The 23,553-nt window shown below is 65.1% G+C and carries 31 protein-coding genes and 1 pseudogene; 2 read left to right on the forward strand and 30 right to left on the reverse strand.

All coding sequences use genetic code 11. The features are described 5' to 3' along the window. Positions 1 to 43: 43 nt before the first annotated feature. The 3 genes from FRZ32_RS15255 to FRZ32_RS08375 are packed head-to-tail and all read right to left on the reverse strand — an operon-like array spanning position 44 to position 1,112. On the reverse strand, positions 44 to 196 hold the full coding sequence (locus FRZ32_RS15255) for a hypothetical protein (RefSeq protein WP_158635878.1): 153 nt from the start codon (positions 194 to 196) through the stop codon (positions 44 to 46). Continuing rightward, the gene (locus tag FRZ32_RS08370) at positions 196 to 660 is read right to left on the reverse strand and encodes a GTA-gp10 family protein (RefSeq protein WP_147043077.1); all 465 of its coding nucleotides are present in this window, start codon (positions 658 to 660) and stop codon (positions 196 to 198) included. The genes FRZ32_RS15255 and FRZ32_RS08370 overlap by 1 nt, the downstream gene beginning before the upstream one ends. Further along, complete coding sequence (locus FRZ32_RS08375) at positions 660 to 1,112, reverse strand: phage tail tube protein (RefSeq protein WP_147043078.1); 453 nt, start codon at positions 1,110 to 1,112, stop codon at positions 660 to 662. The genes FRZ32_RS08370 and FRZ32_RS08375 overlap by 1 nt, the downstream gene beginning before the upstream one ends. Positions 1,113 to 1,202: 90 nt before the next feature. On the opposite strand from FRZ32_RS08375, the gene FRZ32_RS08380 reads away from it, so the two are divergent. Next, complete coding sequence (locus tag FRZ32_RS08380; RefSeq protein WP_147043079.1) at positions 1,203 to 1,514, forward strand: hypothetical protein; 312 nt, start codon at positions 1,203 to 1,205, stop codon at positions 1,512 to 1,514. On the opposite strand, the gene FRZ32_RS08385 is transcribed toward FRZ32_RS08380, so the two are convergent. From FRZ32_RS08385 to FRZ32_RS08430, 10 genes are all read right to left on the reverse strand, one after another. Then, positions 1,511 to 1,888, reverse strand: coding sequence for a hypothetical protein (locus FRZ32_RS08385; RefSeq protein WP_147043080.1), 378 nt, complete (start codon positions 1,886 to 1,888; stop codon positions 1,511 to 1,513). The genes FRZ32_RS08380 and FRZ32_RS08385 overlap by 4 nt on opposite strands. Next, positions 1,885 to 2,142 (reverse strand): nitrile hydratase subunit beta, encoded by a 258-nt coding sequence (locus tag FRZ32_RS08390; protein WP_147043081.1) that lies wholly within the window; start codon positions 2,140 to 2,142, stop codon positions 1,885 to 1,887. The genes FRZ32_RS08385 and FRZ32_RS08390 overlap by 4 nt, the downstream gene beginning before the upstream one ends. Positions 2,143 to 2,154: 12 nt before the next feature. Further along, entirely contained in the window at positions 2,155 to 2,589 is a 435-nt protein-coding gene (locus FRZ32_RS08395) for a DUF3168 domain-containing protein (protein ID WP_147043082.1), read from the reverse strand. Then, the gene (locus tag FRZ32_RS08400) at positions 2,582 to 2,785 is read right to left on the reverse strand and encodes a hypothetical protein (RefSeq protein ID WP_147043083.1); all 204 of its coding nucleotides are present in this window, start codon (positions 2,783 to 2,785) and stop codon (positions 2,582 to 2,584) included. Before FRZ32_RS08400 ends, FRZ32_RS08395 begins: the two co-directional genes overlap by 8 nt. Before the next feature lies 1 nt (position 2,786). Continuing rightward, a complete protein-coding gene (locus FRZ32_RS08405) occupies positions 2,787 to 3,197 on the reverse strand; it encodes an HK97-gp10 family putative phage morphogenesis protein (protein ID WP_205008251.1) in 411 nt (136 codons plus the stop codon). Next, complete coding sequence (locus FRZ32_RS08410; protein WP_147043084.1) at positions 3,197 to 3,580, reverse strand: hypothetical protein; 384 nt, start codon at positions 3,578 to 3,580, stop codon at positions 3,197 to 3,199. Before FRZ32_RS08410 ends, FRZ32_RS08405 begins: the two co-directional genes overlap by 1 nt. Further along, the gene (locus tag FRZ32_RS08415) at positions 3,577 to 4,248 is read right to left on the reverse strand and encodes a DUF4054 domain-containing protein (RefSeq protein ID WP_147043085.1); all 672 of its coding nucleotides are present in this window, start codon (positions 4,246 to 4,248) and stop codon (positions 3,577 to 3,579) included. Before FRZ32_RS08415 ends, FRZ32_RS08410 begins: the two co-directional genes overlap by 4 nt. Positions 4,249 to 4,257: 9 nt before the next feature. After that, the gene (locus tag FRZ32_RS08420; protein WP_147043086.1) at positions 4,258 to 5,907 is read right to left on the reverse strand and encodes a hypothetical protein; all 1,650 of its coding nucleotides are present in this window, start codon (positions 5,905 to 5,907) and stop codon (positions 4,258 to 4,260) included. A gap of 286 nt (positions 5,908 to 6,193) precedes the next feature. Further along, complete coding sequence (locus FRZ32_RS08425; RefSeq protein WP_147043087.1) at positions 6,194 to 6,559, reverse strand: hypothetical protein; 366 nt, start codon at positions 6,557 to 6,559, stop codon at positions 6,194 to 6,196. Positions 6,560 to 6,592: 33 nt separating this feature from the next. Continuing rightward, on the reverse strand, positions 6,593 to 7,534 hold the full coding sequence (locus tag FRZ32_RS08430) for a hypothetical protein (protein ID WP_147043088.1): 942 nt from the start codon (positions 7,532 to 7,534) through the stop codon (positions 6,593 to 6,595). A gap of 50 nt (positions 7,535 to 7,584) precedes the next feature. Here FRZ32_RS08430 and FRZ32_RS15565 point away from each other — a divergent pair, with 50 nt between their 5' ends. Next, positions 7,585 to 7,746 (forward strand): hypothetical protein, encoded by a 162-nt coding sequence (locus tag FRZ32_RS15565; RefSeq protein ID WP_243445233.1) that lies wholly within the window; start codon positions 7,585 to 7,587, stop codon positions 7,744 to 7,746. Between the two features lie 48 nt (positions 7,747 to 7,794). On the opposite strand, the pseudogene FRZ32_RS15755 reads toward FRZ32_RS15565, so the two are convergent. The 17 genes and pseudogenes from FRZ32_RS15755 to FRZ32_RS08510 form a co-directional block, all read right to left on the reverse strand. Beyond that, positions 7,795 to 8,130 (reverse strand): annotated as a pseudogene (locus FRZ32_RS15755) (NUMOD4 domain-containing protein); the annotation flags it as partial. A gap of 89 nt (positions 8,131 to 8,219) precedes the next feature. Then, positions 8,220 to 8,498, reverse strand: coding sequence for a hypothetical protein (locus FRZ32_RS08440; protein WP_147043090.1), 279 nt, complete (start codon positions 8,496 to 8,498; stop codon positions 8,220 to 8,222). Continuing rightward, on the reverse strand, positions 8,495 to 8,821 hold the full coding sequence (locus FRZ32_RS08445) for a hypothetical protein (RefSeq protein ID WP_147043091.1): 327 nt from the start codon (positions 8,819 to 8,821) through the stop codon (positions 8,495 to 8,497). The genes FRZ32_RS08440 and FRZ32_RS08445 overlap by 4 nt, the downstream gene beginning before the upstream one ends. 46 nt (positions 8,822 to 8,867) lie before the next feature. After that, positions 8,868 to 9,881 carry a major capsid family protein gene (locus tag FRZ32_RS08450; RefSeq protein WP_147043092.1) on the reverse strand — a complete coding sequence of 338 codons (1,014 nt, stop codon included), beginning with the start codon at positions 9,879 to 9,881 and terminating at the stop codon, positions 8,868 to 8,870. Between the two features lie 11 nt (positions 9,882 to 9,892). Then, positions 9,893 to 10,342 carry a structural cement protein Gp24 gene (locus FRZ32_RS08455; protein WP_147043093.1) on the reverse strand — a complete coding sequence of 150 codons (450 nt, stop codon included), beginning with the start codon at positions 10,340 to 10,342 and terminating at the stop codon, positions 9,893 to 9,895. A 12-nt stretch (positions 10,343 to 10,354) separates the two neighbouring features. Beyond that, entirely contained in the window at positions 10,355 to 11,518 is a 1,164-nt protein-coding gene (locus tag FRZ32_RS08460) for a DUF2213 domain-containing protein (protein ID WP_147043094.1), read from the reverse strand. 109 nt (positions 11,519 to 11,627) lie between these two features. Beyond that, entirely contained in the window at positions 11,628 to 12,422 is a 795-nt protein-coding gene (locus FRZ32_RS08465) for a hypothetical protein (RefSeq protein ID WP_243445234.1), read from the reverse strand. Between the two features lie 825 nt (positions 12,423 to 13,247). Then, complete coding sequence (locus FRZ32_RS08470; protein ID WP_147043095.1) at positions 13,248 to 15,080, reverse strand: phage portal protein; 1,833 nt, start codon at positions 15,078 to 15,080, stop codon at positions 13,248 to 13,250. A 47-nt stretch (positions 15,081 to 15,127) separates the two neighbouring features. After that, positions 15,128 to 16,612, reverse strand: a complete 1,485-nt coding sequence (terL, locus tag FRZ32_RS08475) for a phage terminase large subunit (protein WP_205008252.1) — start codon at positions 16,610 to 16,612, stop codon at positions 15,128 to 15,130. Next, positions 16,548 to 16,886 (reverse strand): HEAT repeat domain-containing protein, encoded by a 339-nt coding sequence (locus FRZ32_RS15435; RefSeq protein WP_192901884.1) that lies wholly within the window; start codon positions 16,884 to 16,886, stop codon positions 16,548 to 16,550. Before FRZ32_RS15435 ends, terL begins: the two co-directional genes overlap by 65 nt. A 41-nt stretch (positions 16,887 to 16,927) precedes the next feature. Then, positions 16,928 to 17,260 (reverse strand): hypothetical protein, encoded by a 333-nt coding sequence (locus FRZ32_RS08485; RefSeq protein WP_147043096.1) that lies wholly within the window; start codon positions 17,258 to 17,260, stop codon positions 16,928 to 16,930. Continuing rightward, positions 17,260 to 17,433 (reverse strand): helix-turn-helix domain-containing protein, encoded by a 174-nt coding sequence (locus tag FRZ32_RS15260; protein WP_158635879.1) that lies wholly within the window; start codon positions 17,431 to 17,433, stop codon positions 17,260 to 17,262. The genes FRZ32_RS08485 and FRZ32_RS15260 overlap by 1 nt, the downstream gene beginning before the upstream one ends. After that, on the reverse strand, positions 17,430 to 17,711 hold the full coding sequence (locus tag FRZ32_RS08490) for a hypothetical protein (protein WP_147043097.1): 282 nt from the start codon (positions 17,709 to 17,711) through the stop codon (positions 17,430 to 17,432). The genes FRZ32_RS15260 and FRZ32_RS08490 overlap by 4 nt, the downstream gene beginning before the upstream one ends. Before the next feature lie 596 nt (positions 17,712 to 18,307). Then, on the reverse strand, positions 18,308 to 20,644 hold the full coding sequence (locus FRZ32_RS08495; RefSeq protein WP_158635880.1) for a DUF3987 domain-containing protein: 2,337 nt from the start codon (positions 20,642 to 20,644) through the stop codon (positions 18,308 to 18,310). Beyond that, positions 20,644 to 21,018, reverse strand: a complete 375-nt coding sequence (locus FRZ32_RS08500; protein WP_147043099.1) for a DUF6511 domain-containing protein — start codon at positions 21,016 to 21,018, stop codon at positions 20,644 to 20,646. Before FRZ32_RS08500 ends, FRZ32_RS08495 begins: the two co-directional genes overlap by 1 nt. Next, entirely contained in the window at positions 21,018 to 22,607 is a 1,590-nt protein-coding gene (locus tag FRZ32_RS08505) for a DEAD/DEAH box helicase (RefSeq protein ID WP_147043100.1), read from the reverse strand. Before FRZ32_RS08505 ends, FRZ32_RS08500 begins: the two co-directional genes overlap by 1 nt. Further along, on the reverse strand, positions 22,597 to 23,505 hold the full coding sequence (locus FRZ32_RS08510; RefSeq protein ID WP_147043101.1) for an oxidoreductase: 909 nt from the start codon (positions 23,503 to 23,505) through the stop codon (positions 22,597 to 22,599). Before FRZ32_RS08510 ends, FRZ32_RS08505 begins: the two co-directional genes overlap by 11 nt. Between the last annotated feature and the right edge of the window lie 48 nt (positions 23,506 to 23,553).

Genomic DNA, 23,553 nt, shown 5'->3' on the forward strand with positions numbered 1-23,553 from the left:
GCTGGCCTACGCGCGCGCGAACCGCCCGCTTACCGCCGTCAACCTACTGGAGAGATGCGTGCGCCCTCAGCGCCCTTGCCAGCCGCGCCGTGTCAGGTTCGCCGTCCTGCGGCTTGTCCGTGTGGTGAGCCTCGTTCCACCCCGACAGGGCGGCCTGATATTCCCACCACGTCGCCTCGCGCCAATCGAGGCCCATTATGAGGCAGTTCGCGATGACCGCTTCGAAGTCGATTTCGCTTTGGGCTTTGCCGCCGGCGCCTCGGCCGGCTCGTCTTTTTTTGGCTCGTAGCCCTCGATCCTGGCGGCGAGAACCGCGGCTGCAACAGCCCAACTCTCCTTGAGCGGAGCGCAATGGCAATATCGCTCGACCAACTGCTTCGCGAGCAGGGCGGAGACGGCAACCTCCTTGCCGGCGACAATGCCGCGACCGCCCCCGATGAGGCCGAGCCGGATCGTCTCGAACAGGTCATCGGTATGCGCGAGGCCGGCCGACGTGTCGGCGATCGGCACGCCTTCATACAGGTAACGCCCTTTGAGGACGCGCCCGTAGAGCTCGAAGATCGGGCCGCGCTTGTCCTGAAGCTCAGCAAGCTGCGGCAGCTTCAGATCGAACAGATATTCGCCATCGGCGAAATGCAGTTCAAGACCTGTGCAAAGCATCAGCTGCCGGGGGCGTCGGCGTAGGACCAGGAGCCATTGGAGATGAGGTTGACCTGGAACGAAGAGGTGTTGTCGCGCGGCGCGTTGATATTGGCCGCCGTCATGCGGAACTCGCCCGTATAGGTGCCGAGCAGCACGCCGGCGTCGGTGCCGTCGTCGCGATAGACCTCGATCTTGAAATTGCCGAGATTGCCGAGCGCGGCGCGAACGGTGGGCAGCGAAACCGTGTCGGTCAGGCCGGTGCCGGACACGTCGAGCTGGCGGCCGGTGAGCTTGGACTTGCGATACGGCACCTCGCCGGGCTTCGCGCAGTCGCGCACGAAGCGGTCCTGCGTGTTGGCCGTCTCGTTGATCGTCACGTCCTGGATGCCGCAGAGGATCGAGAAGACCTCCGGGCTGGCGCCGTCGCCCATCTTGATGATGGCGAAATCGATTTCGGTAGGCGTGGACATTCGGTGCGCTCCGAAGCTGTGTTCGAGCGCGACGGTATGGCGTTGGGGGCGGGCTAGTTACCGCCGTCAGGAACGTGCTATGCGGGCGACATGAAGCCCACCGCCCTGATCGCCGCCATTCTTCTCGCCGGGTGCGCCACCACCGCCGCAGACCTGCGCGAGCGCGCGCCGTCAGCGACCTACCCCACCGCGCGGCCCGCGACGGAAATTGTGCGGTGTCTCACCGATCGCATCCGTTCATTCGGCCAGCCGAATGTCATCGCGGATCAGACGGAAACGACGCTGACGTTCGTCGATAAGGGTGCTGCCACTTTGGTCTTCTCGATCTCGCCGGGACAGGTGCGCGTCTGGCGCCTTCACGGCTTGGTGCGCTTTGAGCGTGTCGCTAGGGCCTGCGTCTAATCTCGCTCCGCCTCGTTCAACTGTTGCTCCAGCTCTCGCGCGGTATTCGCGACACCAGGCACGTCGCTGTGCTGTAATTCGCGATACGTCTCTCTCGCGGCATTGATCGCTTGGGCATTCTCTTCGTCTCGCATGGATGGACGCCCCATCGGATCACGTGCAGCGCTGGAACAGTAGATATCGCGCGTCAGGCGCCATCGTTCAAATGTGGACTGATCGCCGCTTTGCAGGGCTTCGTCGGCGACTCGCCCAGCGGCGGTGCACACGTCAGAATAGGTGCCGGTGTTCATGGCGATATCGAATTGCCGCTCGAGATTGGCCTGCGAGCCGCAACCGGCGAGGATCAGCCCGGCCATAAGGATCGCCAGCCTCATTCCTCCCCTCCCTCGATCACCCTGAACCTCGCCCTAGCCCGCTCCGCGCCCCACTCGCTTGCCGTGGGCGCCTCTGCCTCGATCGCCGCGCAGCGCAGGACGTGCGCGGCGGTCTGATCGTCGGGCTCGGCGCTTGCGGAAAGCTCGTCGGTCGCGGCGGCGATGTCGTCGCGGTCGAGCACGCCCTTTCGGACCAAGGCCTTCGCCAATGCTGTCGCTATGATCTCGCCGATCGTCGGCTCGGGCTCATCCACCCGCGCGTCATACTACGCAAGAACGCGGCCCGTAAAGCTGGCGACATGGTGATAGGCGTCCGCCTCTTCGGGATCCTGCATAAGCTGCGATCCGACCCATCGGACCTTGAGCCGGCCGGCGGGTAGATCGAGCGCCTGCCCGTCGAGCGCGGCGACCACCGCCGCCCCGATCCTGCCGGCGTGATCCTCGGCTGTTTCGACGACCTGCCCACCGCTCATTCGAGGCTTGGCGAAGCTGTGGATGTCGAACGGAATCTCGTTTCCGGCGACGCAGGAAGCGCGCAGCGGCGTTGCCCTTGGCGTGCCGAAGCGCGTGAACGGCCACGTCGGGCCGGGCGGAGTCGATTGCGGATAGATGCGCGCCGGCGGGACCAGCGCGGCCAGACCTGTGTCGCCCTTGAGGTGCGCCAGCACGGCGCGCCGTGCCGGGATCGTCTGCTCAAGCACGGAAAATCACCGCCGTCTTCGCCGCGAGCGCCGCGGCGCGGATCGCCGGATCGGGGCTGAGGACCATGCCGGCCTTGTAGGAGATCGTCTGCGTCGCCGTGACGTAATCCCAATCCGCAATGAACCGGATCGGCGGATTGGTCCGCTGCGACCGTCGAGCCGCCGCCACGACCGGATTGCGGGGCTTGCGCGCCATATCAGCCTCCTCGAATGACCGCATTCACTGCGCGGCGAACAAGATCGACCACCTCGCCGCGCTTCTTTTGGGTGGCTGGCCGCATGTAGGGGCGCTCCGCCATTTTCGACGTGCCATATTCCAGCGCTACCGCGTAGGGCGCATTGGAGGAGACCTCGACCCTGAGCGGCGCGGGCTGAAGTGTCTCGATATTGTCCGAGAGGCGATGCGTGTCTGCATTCGGAGGCTCGCCCGGCCTCGATGGGACGTGATTCTTGCCGGAGACGGCGCCGCGCGTGATAGAGACTTGCGCCTCGACCTGAATCCGCTCGCCGCCAGCGAAGAGGGCCTGACCAACGAGGCGGTCCCGGCCGCTCCCCATCATCCGCGCCAGACGCAGGCTATGCTCCTTGGCGCCACGGATGCGGGCCACTACCTCCGCCTCCCCCGGCACTCGAAATAGACGCCGCAAGGATCGCGCGAGACAGCCGCCACCATCCACGTGCCTTGATGTGGCCCGGCCAGTACCTCGATCGTCGCGGCGGTGTCGAGCGCGCCGTCCAGCGTCGCGGCAAGCACCAGCATCCGCATGTCGCCATCCGCGAATCCCTCGCTCGCCCGCATCGCCTCGGTCGCCTGATCCACCTGGACCTGGCACGTCTTCACCACCGGGGTGCCGGGCGTCACGATCGATCCGCCGTCATCCATTACCGGCGTTCCGGGCCAGCGCGCCTCGGCGTCGTGGAACGCGCCCAGCCCCGCCGCGCTGAACGCCGTGGCGATGTCCGCGAAGGCCTGGGGGAAATCGAAGCTCATCCGCACCCCACGAGGCGCGGCCCGCCCAGATTGCGGCGCCGGAGCTGGCAGAACTCTTCCTCGTAGAGCGAGGCCGCGACGCCGCCCTTGAGCGAGGCTGAGGCAACGCTGTCGGAAATAGCCACGTCCATCGCGCCGGAGCGGAACCGCGTCACGCCTGCGGGGAGACTGGAGCCTGAGCCGCCGATCCCGGCCCGCGCCATCTGCCACGCGGCATAGGCCATGATGCCGGGCGCGTAATCGGGCTGCGACCAACTATCGTCGACGAAGCGAGATGCATCGGCGAGCCAATATTCGATCGTCGCCGACGGCACGGATGCGAAGGCGGGATAGCGTTGGAGGAAATGCCCCGCCCCAGGCTTGTCATAGCCCTCAAGCGCCGCTGTCTCGTTGGAAACGACGAGCTGCGTGATGACGGCCTCATCCTCGCGGCCCGCGTCGGTCGTCCAGGCGATCCGGTAGACGTTTGTCTGCCCGTCCTCGCCGCCTTTGAGCCAGAGCTTGACGCTCGCGCCTTCGATGCTGTCGCTTTCGAGCGTGCCGCCGCCGGTGAGCTCCTCGGCGCTGTAGCTCGCAACGCTATCGCCTTCATCGAGCGGGATCGTGTAGACGTAATCCAGCCTCGCGTCGGGATCGCGCGCCGGCCAGGATTTCGTCTCGACGGGCATGGTTCCGGGCTATGCCGCGATGCGGGGCGTCGTTACCGCCGTCACGGTGCGATTGGTGGGCGTGCCCGCGATGGAGCGGGGCGTGACGGTGCCGCCGATTTGTCTCGATGGCGGAACCGGCGGCTCCACGAAATCCAGTGGCGGAGCGCCCAGGATCGGCGGTCGAGTATCAACATCGTTGGCCGCGGTGCCGTGAGCCTGCCTCAGCATCGCCAGCGCAAGCACGGGCACACCGGCGAGCAACGCCGCCGCATCAAGCGCGTGGCGCTGACCCACAGAAGGGGCGCCGAGACCAGGCGGACCCGGCTCGACGGTGACAGGCTCAAGGACGTGCCGCTGCCCGATCGCCGGCTGCGCGAGTATGGCGGCGGCGCCGTCGAGATCGTTGGCGGCGAGGCCGTGCGCTTGAGATAGAGCCGGCCGAGCGAGCGCCGGGGCGGCCGTGGCGATTTCTGTTGCGACAAGATCGCTGGTATTGCCGTTGAGGTCCGGCGCCCCTAGCGTCGGTTGAGACGCCTCAAGATCGTCCGCCGCCAGCCCATGGACTTGGCCCAGGGCGGGCTGATCGAGCGCTGGCGAACCGGTCTCTATCTTAGCGGCGACAAGCGCGAAACCCGACCCGAGTTCGGGCGCATCCAGCACCGGCGCGCTCGAAACAAGCTCGCCGACATCAATCTCATGCACCTGCCCGAGCGCGGGACCGTCGAGCGAGTGGCCTGTCGCGACGAGATCGCTCGCCTCAAGGTTATGGACTATGCCGATCGATGGCGCGCCGAGTCCCGGGGCGCCCGCCGATATATCCTCTGCGACAAGAGATGTGACCTGAGACAGGCCCGGACTATCGAGTTCGGGCGTCCCCGCATTCGTGGAACTTGCCGTGAGATCGTGAATCTGTCCCGGCAACGGGCTGTCGAGCGAAGGTGCGTCCGTAACCAGCGCCGAGATCGTCAGGCCATGAACCTGCGCGATGGCCGGTGCGCCGAGGGTGGGGGCTGAACCTGTGAAATCGTCTGTGTCGAGATCATCCGTGCCGGAGCCGGCGCCAGCTTCATATTGCAGAACGATATAGCCGTCGCCGCCCTTGGCGGTGGTTGTGCCCGCATTGCGCTGGCCGCCGCCGCCAGCGCCATATGAACCATTGCCCCCAAGCGATGTCGTGGCCGGTCCCGCGCCGCCGCCCCCCGATCCGGGCCCGATGCTCAGCCCGTTATTCGCCCCCCCGCTGTCGTCGGTCCATAGCGATTCAAACGATCCATTCCCGCCCGATCCGAACGCCGACGTGCCCGAATTGGCGCCGCCGCCGCCGCCGCCGCCATTGCTTGACGTTCCCGCCGCGCCAGTCGTCGTTCCGCCCGTGCCATGTCCAGCGCCGAGCCTATTGTCTCCGCCATTGCCGCCGGTGTTGCCGGAACCGCCCGATCCTGCCCCGCCGCCATTCGCGCCGCCTCCGCCTCCGCCGGCGGTGTTCGTGCTGGCACCGCTGTCGCCGCCGACGCCACCAGATCCGTTCGGCCCCGGAGCGCCAGCACCCGCGCCACAGCCCGCGCTCGCCGTGCCCGTCCCGCCAGCGCTGCCGGCCGTCGCGGAATCCCCGACTCCGGCGCTTCCCCCCGCCGCTGCGCTGGCTCCCGTGGAGTTGCCTCCGGCATTGGCCAGCACGGTTACCGTGCTAGAAAACCATGTAGTTCCGCCCGAGCCGCCGGCGCTGACCTGGCAGGGTACTGGAGAGCCCGGAGTAACGGAAATGCCAAGCTTGGTCGAAAAGCCTCCGGACCCACCGCCGCCCTTCGCGGCGGTCCCTGTGATCCTGCGCCCGTCGCCTCCCGGTCCTTGACACGCAACCACATCAACGGACGTCACACCCGCCGGCGGAGTCCAGCTCGTTGTGCCGGCGAGGAGGATTTCAGTTGTGACGGCCATCGCGCTGTCCCGCCGGGCCGATCAATCAAGCCGGGTCGGGAATGCCGATATCGAAGGCTGGCAGCGTGAAGGTATTGCCATCCGTCACGTTCTGCGGCGCGGAGAGGTCATTCGCGGCCCAGAGCTTGGAGTCGTCGATAATGGCCCATGACGTCGCTTCGTCCGTGGCTGTGACCTCTCCGTCGGTAATCGCCGAGATCGTCACCTTGCGGCCGCCTCCCGTCCGGTCGCCTGGCGAGCCGATGGTGATCCCCGTCTTATTCCCGAGCGAGAGCGAGAGCGCCTCGCTGCGGCTCGTCGGCTCGGCGCTGCAAATGTGCAGCACCGGCGAGCTGATCCCGGTGAGCGCGGAAAGACCGCTGTCGAGTACGGCGTCGTCAAGAAAGGCCATCGCAAGGGCTCCTTTGCTCTCCGCCTATCCCCCTCAGGCCGCCACGCTTACCGCCGTCAGACCGCACCATGCCACCTCGGAAAAGCCGAGCATCTGGGCCAACCGCCGCGCGTGCCTCTCGCTTATCGCGACCGCATCGATCGGGCCGGGCCAATGCCTCGCCGGCTCAGGGAAAGCGATCACGCCGTCGAAATCGCCCGCCTCGAGCGCGGCCTCCGCATCGTCCCAAACGGAGGCGAACGGGCCAAGGATCAAGCCGCGCCGCCCCGGCTCCATCCGATAGTGCTCGGCGATCCACGAATCCCGCATCGCGCGCTGATCCCACGGCTTCGGATCGCCCGGAAAGAACATGATGCGCCGCTCGTCCACCGGCCCGTTGAACCGGCTGCCCCACCAGTTGACGCCATGCTCCGGCCCCCAGGTCGCTTCACCGGGGCCGAGACAATGGCTGATCCAGGCCTGATCCGATCCGAGATAGCGCCGCCCCGCCTCGATCGCGCGCTCCGGCGTGAACTCGGTCCAGACCTGCGGCCTCGCGCCTGCGGTCAGCAGCATCATCGAGCCGTTATAGGGCCGCGCGGGATTGGTGCCGCGGTACATGCGGAAATCATCTGCAACGTCGAACAGCGGATCGAGGCTGCCCCCTATGACGCAGTCCAGATCCATGCACACGAAGCGCTCGCCGAAAATCCGGGCCGCATCGGGGCGGAACATGGTGATCCGGCGCAGGCATTTGGGGAGGCCTCGATCAAGCCCATCCCACGTCGGGAGGTACACGTCATCGAAGGGCGGCGGAGGGATGATGCGGATCGAGGGGTCGATCCCCTCCGGCGTATCGGTGACGCAGGCCAGCTCGTGCGGGAGGGTGAGGTGCCGCCGCACCATCGCGGCCCAGATGTTGACGTGGCAGTGTTGATAGTCGGTGCGCCCGCCGGGCTGGCGCCAATACCAAGAAATTATCTGTAGGTTGCTCATCTCAACCAAGCCCATGTATGACCAGAGGCAATCTTGCATACGACGTTGCGATGGACTCCGAACCGGCGAGCGATATCGGATTGGCGCTGACCGACACGGAGAAGCCGCTTTATTTCGACTGCTTGTTCCGTGGTGAGAACGGCGCGCCGGTTCCTTTCCCCGCGCGGGGCATTATGTTCCCCGAGGCGAGTACGGTCACCCATGTTTTCTAGGCGCGTTCCCCAAATGAGATTGCTGAGATTGTTGTTAGAGCCGTTGCCGTCGAGGTGTCTACATTCCATGCCATCTGGACGCGGCCCTACAAACGCGAGAAGAACGAGACGGTGAACGAAAACTAGATTGCCCCTGCCAAGGCTTACAATGAGATGCTGGCGCCTTGATCCAGATGGCGTTGGTTTGAGTATCCGACCGCGCAGTCTGTTCGTTTTTATTCCGCCCCATCGAGATGCCGTCTCGATTACGCGGTCGAGACTCCGCACTCGGCCTTGGTCCGAAACTTCGTAAAGCCCTTCAAATCCGGGAACAGGCAGCCAGCGCTCGCTATTCACAGTCGACGGATTCGCGCTATCAGATTGGTCAGCCACATCGCACCTCATTGCGTTGTCGGTCAGGGCTGGCGCGCGTGTTGGTAGCACCGCGTCAGCCCGCTCAAAGTGGCCGAATTCCGCCGAATTTTCAATGAAATTCAGCACGGCTCGCCCTTCAATTCCTTGATCCTGGCATCCATCCGCTTTGCATAATCACCGGCCGCCATCACGAGCTCGCGGATCGCGTCGAGGTCTGGGGCGGGCTTTTCGGTCTCGCGCCATATCTCGCGCAGCGTCTCGCAGATCGTGAGCCGGCGGGATTCGTGGCGCGGGTTGAGTTGATATTTCCGCTGGCCCGCAACGGCCCGCGTCGCCTCCAGAAAGGACATCCCCTCAGGCACCGGGCCAAGGTTGGTCAGCCCCTCTTCCCCGCTCACTTCCCAGCCTTCCGGCGGGCCGCTCCCCTGGCGCGGGTCGACCGGGCGCCCTTGAGCGAACCGCCCCGATGCCCGTCGCCGTCATGGTCGAGCGGATCGCGGACCTTGGCGATGAGCGAGGCCGGCGGCTGCGGGAGCGTGATCCGGATCGCGGGCCGGTCCTTCTTGCTGAAATTGGGGATCGGCCTCGCATCGGCCAGCCTTGCCCCGTTCGGGTTGGCCCGCCCGTCGATCGAGACGCCGCCGGGGATGATGGCGATTTCGCCGGCGTCGGCCTCGCGTTCCTCGCCCGGATCGAGCACAAGGAAAGAGCGGTCCTTCATCAGGACCGCTCTCGCCCCCTCGCTGTCGTTCCTAAGCTTCATGGCGCTAGGACGAGACGATCGCGTCCACCGCCGTCTTGGCCTTCGGGATGCGATCTTCATAACCGCCGATCGCCATGATGCCAGGAACCTCCCAGGAGAAGGGCCCCTTCTGCCATGCCGGGAAAAGCTGGTGGCCGCCGCCCGGAAGGTGGAAGCGGTGAACCTCCGGCGAGTTGGCATAGGCGATGATGCGCGCCACGCCGCCGGTGCCGGCCGTTTCGAGATGGCGGGTGCGCTTCATCGTGATGGCGCCGACGACCGAATTGTCCCGCAGATAGTTGAGGACCGACATGCCGGTATCGCTCATCCGCTTGGTCGCCAGGATGTTCCAGATCGAGGTCGGCAGCGCGAGCGTGTCGGCCCGATAGGTCTCGCCCGTGTTGGTCTCGACCGAGGTCAGCGCCGCATTGAGCGTCGCAACGTCGCTGTCCGGGTCCGAGCCGGCGGTGATCGGCGCGAGCATCGCGGTCGTGGTCATGAGCGGATCGTTGACGAAGCCGGTCGTGAACTTGGTGCCGTCGCCGGTCATCGCGGTCTTGTGAATGAACCGCTCCGCCGTGGTCGCGGCGGCCTCGGCCTTGTCGGCGATCACGTTGATCCCGAGCTGCTGGCCGCGCTCCAGATCGCCCCGGTTGAACTTGTAACCGATGCCGGCGATGTGATTTTCCTGGAGGAACTGCGCCCGGTTCACGTCGGCATAGGGCATGTCGTCCGCCGCCACGTCGTACCATTCCGGCTTGCCCGCGATGTCGCCCGAATAATAGAGCGAACCGGCGGTCCAGACGGTCCCGGTCGTGTCGACCGGCATGAAGTCGGCGAAGTCGGCGACCGGATATTTGGTCATGTAGACGCCCTGCTCGACCCGCAGCAGCTGCGGCGCGAGGAACGCCATCGTCTGCTGAGCGTCGTTCAGGTCGACGGCGCGGAGAGCATCGGCGAAAGCCGGGGCGGCGCCTTCCTGGCGCTCCAGGTGCGCAACCGCCGCGCGGACCGAGTCGAAAAACACGGGCTTTTTCATTGCGTTGCTCCCTAGCGGCGCGCGATGCGGACCAGGCCCGCACCAGAAATGGTGTCGTCGAAGAACCAGCCCGTCGCGGCGGTGTTGCCGCTTGAGGTCTTGGTGATGGCCCCGGCGCTGGTCACGTAGACCTGCGCGCCCTTGGTCGCGTCGGTCGAGCTGGTGACCCAGATCACGCCGCGCTCCTTGACCGTGACGTTATCGCCGGGCGCATAGGTGTCGGCGGCGCGGGCCGAGGTGACCGGAAGCCCGGTGCGGGCCAGCGCGAAGCCCTTGAGCGCCGAGGAGACCGTGAGGGTCAGGCCCTTGTTGCCCGTGCCCTGGTAAACCGGGCGGCCGAACGCGCAGGCGGTGCTGCCCTCCAGCGTGCCGGTGATGATGTTCGACAGCTCGCCGCTGGCGTCCATGCCGGGGTAGCCGGCCGCGATGTCCTCGCCGAAAGTGCTCTGAAGAACGGCCATTGATCGGTCTCCTTAGGCGGCCTGAGGCCGATACGAGGTTTCGAGGCGGTCGAGCCGGGCCGCGCGCGCGGCCGAGACGGCGGCGGCGCCGTCGGCCACGCTGACGGGCCGGCCGAGCGGCTGGACCGTGGGTGCCGGCGCGTCGGGCGTGGCATCCTTGGTCAGGGCGGCGAACGCGATGTCGATGTGATCCGCCGTGTAGTCCTTGGCCTTGTCGCCCATCTTGGCGTCGACCACCGCCTTCTTGATCGCGGCGGTGTCGGCATCCTCGGCAAAGGAAACGCCCAGCGCCTTCGCCTTCGCCTGCACGTCGGCATATTCCTTCGCGGCGTCGGCGAGCTTGGCGGGCGTGATGGCCGCGTCGGCGAGCTTGGCCTTGAGATCGGCGATCTCGGCGTCCTTGGCGACGATCGTCGCGGCATCGGCGACATTCTTGGCCTCCGCGGCCGTCAGCTTGGTCGCTGCATCGTTCGCCTGGCGCTGAAGCTTGGCGATGGCGGCTTCGACCGCCTCGGCGTCGGCGAGATCGACCTTGAGGCCGTCGAGGGTGAGAAACTTGGGCATCGTGTTCGTCTCCGTTGCCGCGTCTGCGATCAGAATGACGGGCGCAAAATCGCAGTCCGCGAAAATCTTGTTACCGCCGTCAGCGATGCGGGCCTCGGGGCCGGCTCGGGCGCGATCGACGAGGGCGATGTGGTTGCCCCGGATCCGGCGCTGGACGGCCTGGTAAGCCGTTCCGTCGGGCGCCGTTCCGTCCTCGATCGACAGGTCCGCGCTGTAGCCGTTGGACAATTCGCGCTTGCCGCCGTCCACCTTCGCCACCGTGTCGGCGTCCATCAGGGCCAGGTCGAACCGGAGCCATTCGCCGTCGCGAACAGCCCCGCCGATCACGCCACGGGCCAGGTCGCGCCAGTTCTTGGCGGTGACAGGAACGGCGGGATGGTCGTCGGTGATGGGGCGGCCGATGAAGCTCGCGACGGAATCGGCGGCGAACACCTCTTCGGGCGGGCGATAGACCTTGACGACCTGATCCGCCGCGAAATGCTTGCCCTCGGGATCGACCTCGCGGCCGAGATAGTCCTGGACCCCGGTGCGCGCTGCCTTGGCCGTGACCCGGAGATAACCGTCGCGGCTCCGGTGGGAGCGGTCGATCGTGAGGCGGTCGCAGAACTGCATGTCCCGGCGGATAGCGCCGGGCGGGCGGGGTGCTTACCGCCGTCAGAAAATGGGCCGCCTAGCCGCCTCTTCCCGGCCCGCTTTTCATGCCAGAAATCACATGATCTCGCTAGTCGAATATCATGTAGCTGAGGTTCCTGCATCCGCAGAAAGGAGGCTGGCTCGCTCCATCTCCGGGCGGGATTTCACTCGCTGCGTGAATGATCTTGCCATCTACTTTCGTCCCAACGCGATCGGGATTTTCGGAGAACAGTTTGCCGTCACGCTCCTTGTGCCAAGAGCGCGGATGGAGCTTGCCGCTATGCTTGAACTCGAATGTGTCTAGCCCCGCCTCACGCCGTCGCTCGTCCGCGAGCGAGCCCGACAGCTTGCTCAATTGATCCGCCGCGATGTTGCGCGCCCTCGTTCGCGCCATGTCGACCGCGCCCCTGATCTCCTTCGCCACGTCGTTCGCGGGCAATCGCTGGGTCAGCCCGCGAAACACGGCCTCGGAAATCCGGGCCTGTGCCTGATCGCTGACGTTGCGGACCAGCGCCACGTTGCGGGCAATCGTCGCCTCCAGCGTGTCGCGCACGTCTTCGGGGCCGATCACGGTCTGGAGATCGACGCCCGTCGCGCTAAGGACCGCGCCGCGCCACTTCCCCCTGAACCAGCCCTCGACCCGAAGCGCCCAGTGCCGCAGCGACGGGGTGATGCTGAGGATGAGGCGCTGCAGCAGCGATGCGGCCTGGTCGATCTGGCCCTGCACATCTGCTGGCGCGTCGTGCGTGATCTGGGCCAGCGTCCGCGCATATTCGGCGATGATCCGATCCGCCGCGTCGCTCCAGCCCTGCACCACGGGCGCGTAGGCCGAGCGATACAGGTCTGTCGCGAGCGTGGCCGGCGGCACGATATCGCGCAGCACAACGGAGCGCTTACGCCTTTGGGGCCTCACTCTCTTTGCCATCGCTGCCAAATCAAACGGCATGGCGATACTCGCTTGCTGGCAAGAATAGCTTTTCTTTCGGACAACCGGCCTTAATTCTCCCATGAAGAGTTGAGATCGGAACCCCACAAAGCCGAGACGCCTCCGAAAGGCTTATCCGCCTACCTTCATAGTCTATGAAATTGGTTGTTCGCCTGTTCGTGGCCTGAGCCACCTTATCTGCCCAGCGCACATTCCCTGGCTCGTAGTTTCCATCCGAGTCGATGCGGTCGAGGGAATGTGAGAGCGATGGCCTCGGCCCCATATCCTCGTAAAAGGCCTCGAAACTATCGCGCCAACGGTCGCAGACCCGGATGCCGCGAGCGCCATATCGGTGATAGTTTCCATTTTTCGGCTTACAGCACCGGGCGATCATCCCAAGCCATATCCGGAATTCACAAGTCTTGGTCATTCCATGTGTTCGGGTTGCACGACCGTTCTCCTGTTGCGTTTCCAACCGGAGGCACCCGCATGACTTCACCACGCCGTGAACCAGGTTGCGGCCCAAGGCTTCGATTTGTTTTCCGCACTCGCATTGGCACAAGAAGAGCGACACATTCTTATCGCGAATGCCGCTACGGACTCTGCGCGTTCCAATAAAACCTAGGACAACCAATCGGCCAAATCTGGCGCCGGTATGGTCCTTGACGAATTTCGGGATCGGGAGAAAAGCAGGGTTAGCCATGTCGCTTCTCCTAAAAGCGGCTGTGGTCAGGCTCGGCGGTGTGTTGGTAGCACCCGTCGAGCCGTCTATTGTCTAGCATTTCAGGCCGCCTCGGACAATTCCGAAACCCTGATTTCTTCAAATTTTTCAGGGCCTAGAATGATCCGCCCGCGATAAGGCTCGACGCCTTCAAGATTCACCGGCGTTCCGAGCAGACTTATATGCGGCTGGTAGGTGTCGAAGCCATGCTCGGCGCCAGCGCGCACGATCTGCTCATGCCGCCAGCTCAGCCGCGACGAGGTGAACAGCAGCACGGCGGTTCGATCGCCAAGCGGCTCGACCAGCCGGACACCGCCCGGCGGAATCTCGATCGTGCCGTCGCGGTCCTGATTCCAGTCCTCGCCGTCGATCCGCATCCAGTCCATCGGCGTGCGGGAATAGACGATGGTGACGTGCAGGTCCGGCTGGAGCTCGGGCAGGCCCTGCGCCTTGGCCCATGCCCTGATCTCGGCGGCGTTGACCACGGGCCGCGACACGTAAAGCGACCTCGGCGCCGCATCCATGACCAGCCCATCGGCCTGTTCCTGGGTGATCGCCCCGCTCGCGAGCATGTTCGCGACCGCCTCGGGGTCCGCCTGCGGCTCGGGCTCGATGCCGTAACGCTCGTCCTCGGGGATATCGGCAAGGGCCTGGTCGAGACCGGGCATATATTCCCGCTCCACGATCAGGTTCTGGACGCCCTTCGCGAACGCCTCTTCCGGGATGGCGCCGGTGTTGTTGAGCGCGACCAGCGCGTCGACCGTGGTCTTGAACGTCTCCGCCGTCTCCTTCTCGCTCGGCACGTCGAGCGGAGCAAAGGCCCATGTCACGGCGGCCGGATCGATGCCGGCGCTGCGGATCAGGAACGGGTCGATCTGCTCCAGGCAGGGCCGCGTCTCCAGCTTCTGGCCCGCGACGACGACCTTGTTCCAATTGTCCATGTCATGCTCGCCGGTCGCGTTCATGCCCGCCGGTGAGCGACCCGTGAGCCTGGTGAACGGGATATCCGACACGGCGGCGATGCGCTGGTCGAACGCGTCCATCACGGCGGGAATCCCGGCCCAGCTGACCTGATAGTCGTCGATCTTCTCGCCGGCCCCGTCCGTGCTGGTCGCGGTCTCGTAGACCGTGGCGTTGAGAACGCTTTCGCCCTGCGCGATCATCGCGACGCGCGCCGCGATCTTGTCCTGGTCCATGCCGCTTAGCCCGGGAATGCCGAACCGCAGCAGCTTGGCCTTCTTGACCAGGGCGGCGAACCACGCCTGCGTATCGTCGCTGCGCTGCACCTCGCGGAACACGCGCAGCAGCCGGGAATCGCCCCAGAATGCTTCCTCCTGCGCCACCATTGCGCCATCCGGGATCGGATCGCCCCGGAAGCAAACGACGCGGCTCGGATGGATGCGCTGCTGGGCAGTCCCGCCGGAAGAGATGCGCCACATGCGCGGCTTGCCGTAATCGGGATCGGCCAGGTCCTGCACCCAGTCCTCGCCCTGGATCTGCCAGCGCGAGACGACGTTGATCGCGACCAGCCCGCCCTTGGCGATCCGTTCCGGCAGCAGCGGCTGGCTATGGTCGCCCTCCGCAATGAGGATGAGCGCGCCGCCCCCGATGCCGCGAAGCAGCTCTGCGAAGCGGACCTTGGAGGCAAGACCAAGCCGCCGCTCTTCCTGCTCGAGCGCCTCGATCTGTTCCTTCTCGGCCTGCCAGTCGCGCCACTCGCGGACCCGGTCGTCGGCCGGGATGGAGATGACCTTCCGCAGCATCCCACTGGACATGTAGGCGGCGAGGGCGAGCTGGTGGCTGAACACGCCCGGCAGGCAGGGATCGACACCGCCTCTCGCGAACGGATTGAGCGCGGCGAGGGCGTTCCTGAGGCTGTCGGTGATCCACGCCATTCGCGCGGTGTAGGCGCGGGCGCGGGCCGCGCTTACCGCCGTCAACGTCAGATGAGCGCGTCGATGTTGTAGTTCGAGGCGCCCAGGGCGAGTTCGTTGAACGCGTCCGCAGCGGCGTCCACCTGGTCGTCATGCGCGGCGGCCGGGAACAGACACAGCTCGTCGAGGAAGGGCTGAATCCAGGCATCCGACACTGGGTCGCCGGTCACAAGGATGCGGACATTGCCGGCCTCCGCTTGCGCGGCCAGTGGAGCGGCGCGCGTTGCCTTGTCGCCGGTGGGGCGCTCCACCTTCACCGGGTAGCCCGCCAGCTTGCGAACGAGATGTTCCGCCTGGGCCTTGCCAGCCTGCCCTGGGTCCTGGGCGAGGCGCACCGTCACCCCCACCCCGTCCGTTTTTGCCGTGGCGAGAAGCGATGCCTCTACCTCCATTGGCGATCCCCTGAACCGCCGGCTGTGCTCGACGATGAACAGGCCACCTGCCGTCCTGCTCATGCGAACGCCCGCCGTCCAATCTGGATCGTTGCTCGTCGCCTTCTTCGTCGCGGCCAAATCCCATGCACGCACGGTGCGCGTGACCCCAACGGGGAGCGCGCCGATCGGCTGAAACCACGAATGTTGAAACAAGCCGCCTTCGCGGGGCGCCGGCCGTTGCTGGAGTTGCCCCGCTGTCGCATAGGCGCCGAGCGAGCGCTCCAATTCCTCGACCTGTGATTCCGGGAAGCGCTCCGGGAACATGAGCTCCCCTTCCTTGCGGCGCGGATCGCCCCGCCCGACAATCCAGCGCGATCGCCCCTCCTCGTAGCGCATTGGCAGGCACAGGTGGTCATAACCAAGGTCCAACGCGACGGCCGACACGTCGCGCTCGTGGAGCCTCTGCATCACGATCACGATGGCGGATTCCTCGTTGTTCACGCGCGATGGCAACGCTTCCCGGAACGTGGTGATATCCGCCTCCAGCTTCACCACGCTGTTCGCATCGTCCACACTGTGCGGATCATCGAGTATCACCCGATCGCCGCGCGAGCCAGTGAGGCTGGTGAAAGCCATTGCCTCGCGAAATCCGGTGCGGGCATTCTCGAACTTCGTCTTGGCGTTCTGGTCGCTGACGATCTCAACCGGCCAGAGCCGCTGATACCATGCCGATTGGATCAGCCGCCGGCACTTCGTGCTGTCGCGAACGGCCAGGTCCTGCTTATGCGCCGTGCCGAGATAGCGAAGGTCTGGCCGCCCGAACGGACCCCACTCCCAGGCCGTCCAGATCACGCCGGACAGAAGAGATTTCATCGAACCAGGCGGCACATTCACGAGCAGGCGGCGAATACTCCCGCGACTCACGGCCTCCAGATGCTCACAAATCGCCTCGACGGCCCACCCCCACTTCAGCGGGGTCGCCGGCTCAAGGATGGGCCATGCGCGCTTGGCGAAGGCTGACAGCGAGCGCCGGCAAAGCTCCCGCTCGGCTTCGTCAGCAGCTGCCCTCAACTCCAGCGGCGAGAGGAGCAAGTGATCGAAGTGTTTCGAGTGCTTCAAGCTGTTCTTCCGTCAGGCTGGACAGGTCGGGCGGGGTCGGAACCTCCGCGAGGGTGATCGTCTGCGGCGCCTGGCCCCATCCCCGGTTCAGTATCTTGTCGGCGGCGGCGACCCGGGCGGCGGGCGGCGCCTTCTCGTCGCGCATGATGTCGGCGAGGGTCTGAACCGCCTCTTCAGTATGCTCGCGCGCCAGATCGGTCAGCGTGCGGCCGTCGGCAAGCCTGACCTTCGCCCGCCCGCCCGGATTTCCGCTCTGCCCCTTCTTAAACGGCATGGCACTCAACATTGACAGCAATGTTCATAGTGTCCCCTCTCCTACCCTTCCGCCCGCGCCATCTTAACCGCCGTCAGCCGGTTCCGGCGCTCGCGGCGGATCGCGCGCTGTTCCTCGACGTAGGCGGCGCGGGCGGCGATCAGTTCATCCCGGCCGACAAGCTCGATCCAGCGCCGGATCACGCGCCAGTTGGTGCCGAAATATTCGTCGATCCCGTCCCAGCCCATGCGAATGTAGGCATCTCTGAAATCCGCCGGGACAGGACGATAGGGACGTGTGGTGCCGTCGGGCAGGTTGAGCCCGGCAAGGCCGTCCCTGACCTTCGCTGCGGTCTTGTAGGAGCGCGGTCGTTTGTGCCCGTAGCGCGCGCCCATCAGTCCCTCATCATCTTGAGGCGCTCGGCGCGGTCGCAATCATCCATTGCTCGATCGATGCCGCCGGGATCGCCGTCCTCGATGTGGAGAGCGAGCCAGTCCCTGCGGTCCTCTTCGGAAAGCAGATATTCAGCCACGTCGAACGCGATCGTGCGGCCCTTCTTCCTGGTCATGACTCGTCCGCCATCCGCCGATGCGCCCTGCCCCTGTCCCCCGCGCCTCTCGGCTTCGGCAGCGCGGTCACGACCTGGCCCCCGCGGATCACGAGCCGGACTCCGTGGACGATCGCGATGGGCGCGCCGAAGTCGATCGCTGGCGATGCGCCGGCGGCCATCTCGGATCGAGCCGCCGCGATGAGCGGCCCGAGCCCATAGGCGCGTTCGAGGAAGCGCAGGACGGCGTGGTCGGAGATGGCCGGGCAACCTGTGCGGCCCGGAATGGCGTTGAGCATGGGCAATACCTCGCCGCATGCCGCTGGTCAGGACTCCGGGATAGCAGATTGAGCGCCGTGATGGCGGGATATCCACAGGAAAATTTTGGTTACTTGATGCGCCAGACCCGATGTTGAAACGGCTTTTGGTCCGGAACCTGCGCAAGCCTCCAATCACCAAGACCATCACGCCTCAGCTTATTCGTTCGCGCCCATACGCTTCCGGCCTTTTCCGATGGGATAAGAAAGCTGTCCCCGACCTCCATTTCGAGGAGTGGATATTTCTTGTTGCGCTTCGGGGGCGCGGGGATGCCCTTTTCAATCTTAATTTTCATAACTCGCAAAATTAACCGAACTGAACCAAATTTTCAACACAAAATGGAGGTTTGGAAAGTGGCATTAAGTATATGAAATATATGTACTATTATAGATGATTATTATCAAACCTCCCAAACCTACACCATTCATGGTGTCAACCTACCTAGTCCCCCAGCCTTCCCCCTACCCCCATATATATTTATATGGGCGCGGAGGTTTGGGAGGCTTGAGAGATTAGGCTATTTTCAATGGCTTAGGCGCGGAGGTTTGGTGCGTAGGTTTGTCAAATCTCCGCGCCTCTAGTCGATGTCGTAGTAGATGCGCTTGGCGCGCCCGCCCGTGATGTCGCTGCGCTTGATCGTGTCGACGCGGATGGATCCGCCCTCGCACAGGAAATCCAGGCCCTCCTGGAGCTGCCGTCTGCTCCCGTAGAAGCGCGCCTGCTTGCATAGCAGCTCATGCTCGATCCCGGCGCTGCCGGCATCGGCTATGATCCTGTGCAGCCGCTTGAGCTTTGCCTCGGCATCGCTGTCGGAGACATGCTCGCGCACCGCGCGCATCAGCGTCTCGACCGACTGCGAGGCCACGAGATATCCCCAATCGAGATCGGCAGTCGAGATTGAAGGCGATGCCGGATTGTCGCAGATCGCCTTGATCAGGGCGACCTTGCTCGCATTCTCCGCGAGCCTGGCGATGATCGAGGTGATCGCGGTTCCCTGGTGCTTGCGGAGCATGGCGGTTTGCTCCTCGCGCATGGCCCTTGCCCTGAGGGCTGCGGCCTGATCGCGGTAGGGAACCTGATAGGGCTTGGGGCGCTGCACCGCGCCCTCGCCAAGCGGAAAGGCAGTATGCCCATCGGCGCCCTGCGACACGGCCTGGACATGGGCGACCAGATCGGCCGGAAAATCCACGGCATCGATTTCGTGCCTGGGATTGGGATAGTCGTTGTCGCTGCGGAAGATCAGCATCCGCGCGAGGCTTCCGTCCATGACATTCGAGGACGAGAGCGAGGACCAGAATGCGGCTGGCGTGGTGACGCCGAACAGGCACAGGCACGGTTGCTCGATCACCTCGCGCGGCTTCTCGGTCTTGTTGGCATATTCGGTGCCGAGGAAGGTGCTGTCCGCCATCGAATAGAATTCGGTGAGGTTGTCGAGGATCTCGGTCACATGCTTGGGGCTGCGGCGCCGGTCAGCCGCGGCGGAGATCAGGAAGCCGATTTCGTCGATCGGGAAGAGGATGGACGGCTGTGCTGTCACGGCCGAGATCAGGCCCGAGCCTGATGCGATCTTGGACCCGCCGACATGCGCGGCAAGGCCGGCGGCGATCATCAGCTTGGCGGTAGAGCGCAAGGGATGGTCCTTGCCCCCGCCGGAGTCGGCGATGCCAATGGAATAGACATTGGTGCGAAGGTTGGTCGGCCCGGCATAACGGCGGCCGGCGACAGCGCCGTACATGGCGAGCGCGGCGCCCAGGGTGAGCCATGGCTGCGGGCTGGGCGCGGTGCTGGTCACATGGTCGACGAACATGCGAAGCCCGCCGCCGAGGTCGTGCAGCCACGACGGGTCGCGGGACGGTGCGGAGATGACCGTGGCGGCGGGCTGGGGGACGGAGGTGCCATTCCGGCGATTGATGTTCGCGATCAGCTGCTCGATCTGGAAATATTGATGTCCCGGAGGCGGACCCAATGTCTCGCCTTCCTGAGGCCCGTCGGCGCGCACTGTGGCAATGGCCCGCGCAGCGGCGCGCTTCGGGTCACGTTGGTCGAGGAAATGCCCGCTCACCCGGTTGGCAGGGTTGAGAAGCACGCCCATGATGGTCGCGTCGTCATGTCCGGCATTGGCCATCAGGCGCGCCACAGCGAGCCCATCACCGGACCTGTCGTTGCCCGGCGGCTCCTCGATCGCGAGCCGGATCGGATCGAGGCCGGATAGACCGAGATCGTCAGGTGTCTTGTAGGACACCAACGGGGGCAGGCTGACCGGCCCCTTGGCGGAGGATTGCGCGGGCCGCTCCTTGGGCGGAGGGAAAGCGGCCGCAAGCTCCTCGGGGGAATAGACAGTGCCGTCGTCGTCGCGGGCCAGTTTGGCGAGGCTAGGGACGCGGCCCCTCGCCTTCTTGCGCGCATCCGGCCAGTTCACGGAACCCGGCACACGCATCAACCGATCGATGTTCTGGCACGCATCCGCTTCGAAGAAGTCGCGAACCTGGAGATTGATTGTCTCGATGCTGGCGAGATTGAGCGCAGGCCCATCGAGCCGCCAGAAAGCCTGGAGACCGCCGCCGCTGTCGATCACGAAGCTGGGCGGAGTCCTAAGGTCTTCCATGGCCGCGATGATCGCATCCTTGTCGAACGCTCCGCCGGTCTTGGGTGGGTCGATGTCGACATGAACGAAGCGGGCCGCCCGGATATCGCCCTTACGCGGCTTGCCGTTCAGGCGTGGTCGAACCGAATTGACGGTCCAGTAGATATTGGCTTCCGCATTTTCGCGCTCCGCCCAATTGAGCGCCGCGCTGAGGTCATTGCCGAAATCATAGCCGGAGACACGTTCATTAGGACCAATGGCCACCAAGTGAATCTGGTCGAGCGTGGAGAGGAAGGCTTCGGCGTCGGCGGAGCGGAAACTGGGAGCCATCAGAACGGCACCGCATTTTCGGCAACGAGACGACCGACGGCTTCGCTGGTTGTGGCGTAGATCAGCGCGAGAAGGCCGCGCCATTCCTCTTGGGTAAGGGTGGCCAAATCGGTCTTACCGAGGCTTTCGAGATATTCGCCCGCCTTGTCGGATGCGAGGTCGAGCGCGACGCGCTCATATTTCATCGGCTCAAGCACCTGGCCGGTCCTCCAATGATGGATTGCTGTGTCGAGATGGGCGAGGCAGCACGCCTCGAAATAGGGCGCGCCCGGGAGGGTCGGATCGCGAAAGCCGAAGCCGCGGCTCTGGCGCAGGCACACCGGGCATTGCTCGATCGGGATTTGGCCGAGGCCGGTGGATGCGACACTCGCCATCACGCCGCCTGCCTCAAATGCCGATGCCCGATCACCTCGGTGAACTTGCCCGATTTCTTGACCCTGATCTGGTCGGGCGGTCTGATCTGCGACTGGCGCATCATCGCCTCGACCGCGCTTTTCGGCACCGGCGCGCCGGCGTGGCGCAGCCACCACGTCTCCGCCTTGGTGCGGGCGTAACCCTCGTGGGCGAGGCACACCCATTCATTATGGGTGACCATGCCGGTGCGATAGCTCACCTTGAGGCTGATCGGCTTGCCCGGCTTCTCGTGCAGGGCGAACGAGACGCTATCAACGTCGAGCCATTCCGGCGGAGCGGACATGATCGGAGCCGCTTCCGGCGCGGTAAAGACCTTGCGCTCGACCGGCGGAAACTCGAACCCGCATTCCGGGCAGACGACGGTTGAAATCGCCACCGCCGCCTCGCATTCCGGGCAGTATTTGACGAGCGGATCGCCGGGGCTGGCGGCCTTCTTCCGGTCGTCCGGCAGACAGGGATCGTCGAATGGCCCGTGCCGGCTGATGTTGCCGCCGAAGTCGAGGACGAGGCAATTCTCCTTGCCCGGAAAGAGCCGCGTGCCGCGCCCGACCATCTGGATATAGAGCCCGGTCGATTTTGTGGGCCGTGCCAGCACGATCAGGTCGACATGCTTGGCATTGAAGCCGGTGGTGAGGACGCCCATGGAAACGAGGCAGCGGATGCGCCTGGCCTTGTAGTCCTCGATGATCCGCTGGCGCTCCGGGCCTGGCGTGTCGCCAAACACGGCCGCTACGGATACGCCTCGCGCCCGGAACTCTGCGGCCAGCGCGTGGCAGTGGGCCACAGTGCAGCCGAAGACCAGCCAGCCCTTCCGGTCATGCCCGGACGCGATGGTCCGGCTCACGATATTGTCGATCGCGTGCGGCGCGAGCGCAGGCACCTCCAGCTGGGAGGCGATGAAATCCCCTGCCCGCGTACCGACGCCAGCGGTGTCGATCTGCCAGCTTTCGAAATAGGAGACGGGCCGGGAAAGATACCCCTGGTCGATCAGGTCGCGGACATTGGTTTCATGCGCGATGGCATCGAACAGGGCGTTGTCGCCTCGATGAAGCATCCCCGAGTCCAGCCGGAACGGCGTGGCAGTGAAGCCGATGATCTTGAGATGGGGGTTGATCTGCTTGAGGTCGTCGAGAAACTGCCGGTACATGCCGTCGGATCGGGACGGGATCAGGTGCGCCTCGTCGACCAGCACCATGTCACATTGCTGAATCTGATAGGCGCGCTTGTAGATGCTCTGGATCGAGGCGAAGAGCAGGCGCGCGTGCAGCTGGCGCTTGTTCAAGCCGGCGGAATAGATGCCGGCGGGGGCATCGGGCCACATCGACAGCAGCTCGGCATGATTCTGGGCGACCAGCTCGCGGACGTGCGTCACCACGAGGATGCGCGCCCGGAAATCCTCGCGGAAGACCAGTTTGCACCATTCGGCCATGATCAGGCTCTTGCCGCCTCCGGTCGGGATCACCGCGACCGGGTTGCCGTCATGCTTCTGGAAATAGCCGTAGAGGTCCTGGATGCACTGGTCTTGGTAGGGGCGGAGCTCAAGCGGCATGGCGATACGCCTCCGCCTCGATCGTATCGCCAATGGTGTAGGCCGCTCCCCCATCCCGCCAAACCGACCCGTCCGGGAGCCTGTACTCGACCCAATCCGGCCCGGCATCGACCTGCTCGCCCGGCACCAGGCCCGGAATGTAGAGATGCGCGGGACACCCCTCACGCTGCTCCTCGACGGAGATTTTTCGCGCCCAGCGCGCGCAATGCCATTCGCCGCCCTCGACCGGGGTGCTGTGCAAGCACGTCCGGCAGTGGCTCAGAGCCTGCTCGCCCTGATGGCAAACCGGCGCATGATCGCACCAACGGCACTGGTAATAGTCCGGCGCTTCCGAGATGCGCGGCGGCGGGCTGTCGGATGCAATTATCGTTTGCGCCCTGCCCCGGAGCCGCCCCGCCTCCGGCTTGTCACGCTCGGTGCGCACTGCCATCCATCGGCGACACCCCGGCGTGCAGACGACGCAGTAATGCCGGTCTAGATCGGCATAGTCCATGTAGAGGACGGCCTGTGCGTAATAGGTCTCGCTCCATTCGCGCAGGGCCAGCTTCTCGCCGACCTTCTCGACCGCCTTTTCAAGCTCTCGGAACTTGGCGTCCGACACCGCCTTGATTTCGAGGACGTGCCACGTCTTCGGCGCCTGCAACAGGCCGAGGATGACCCCGTCCATGTGACCCCGGAAATGACCGTGATGATCCTCAAACCCAAACTGGCGGCCCGTGTCCGGACTGAGGTCGTACACCTCCAGCTGGTCGCAAGCCTTGAGCCGGGCAATGGCCACAGCCTCGGTCTGATGTCCATCGGCAAAGCGCTTGAGCGTTGCCGCGTCGAAGCGCTTCGGCGATGCCCAACGGAAGCCGTACCAGAGCGCGCGGTCGCATGGACCGCCGATCGCGCTCATGCCAAGATAGGGCCGGTGCGGCGTTGAATTTTCGGCCTGTTCCAGCGC

Origin of the sequence: Sphingosinicella ginsenosidimutans (genome assembly GCF_007995055.1) — a bacterium.
Classification (GTDB): Bacteria; Pseudomonadota; Alphaproteobacteria; order Sphingomonadales; family Sphingomonadaceae; genus Allosphingosinicella; species Allosphingosinicella ginsenosidimutans.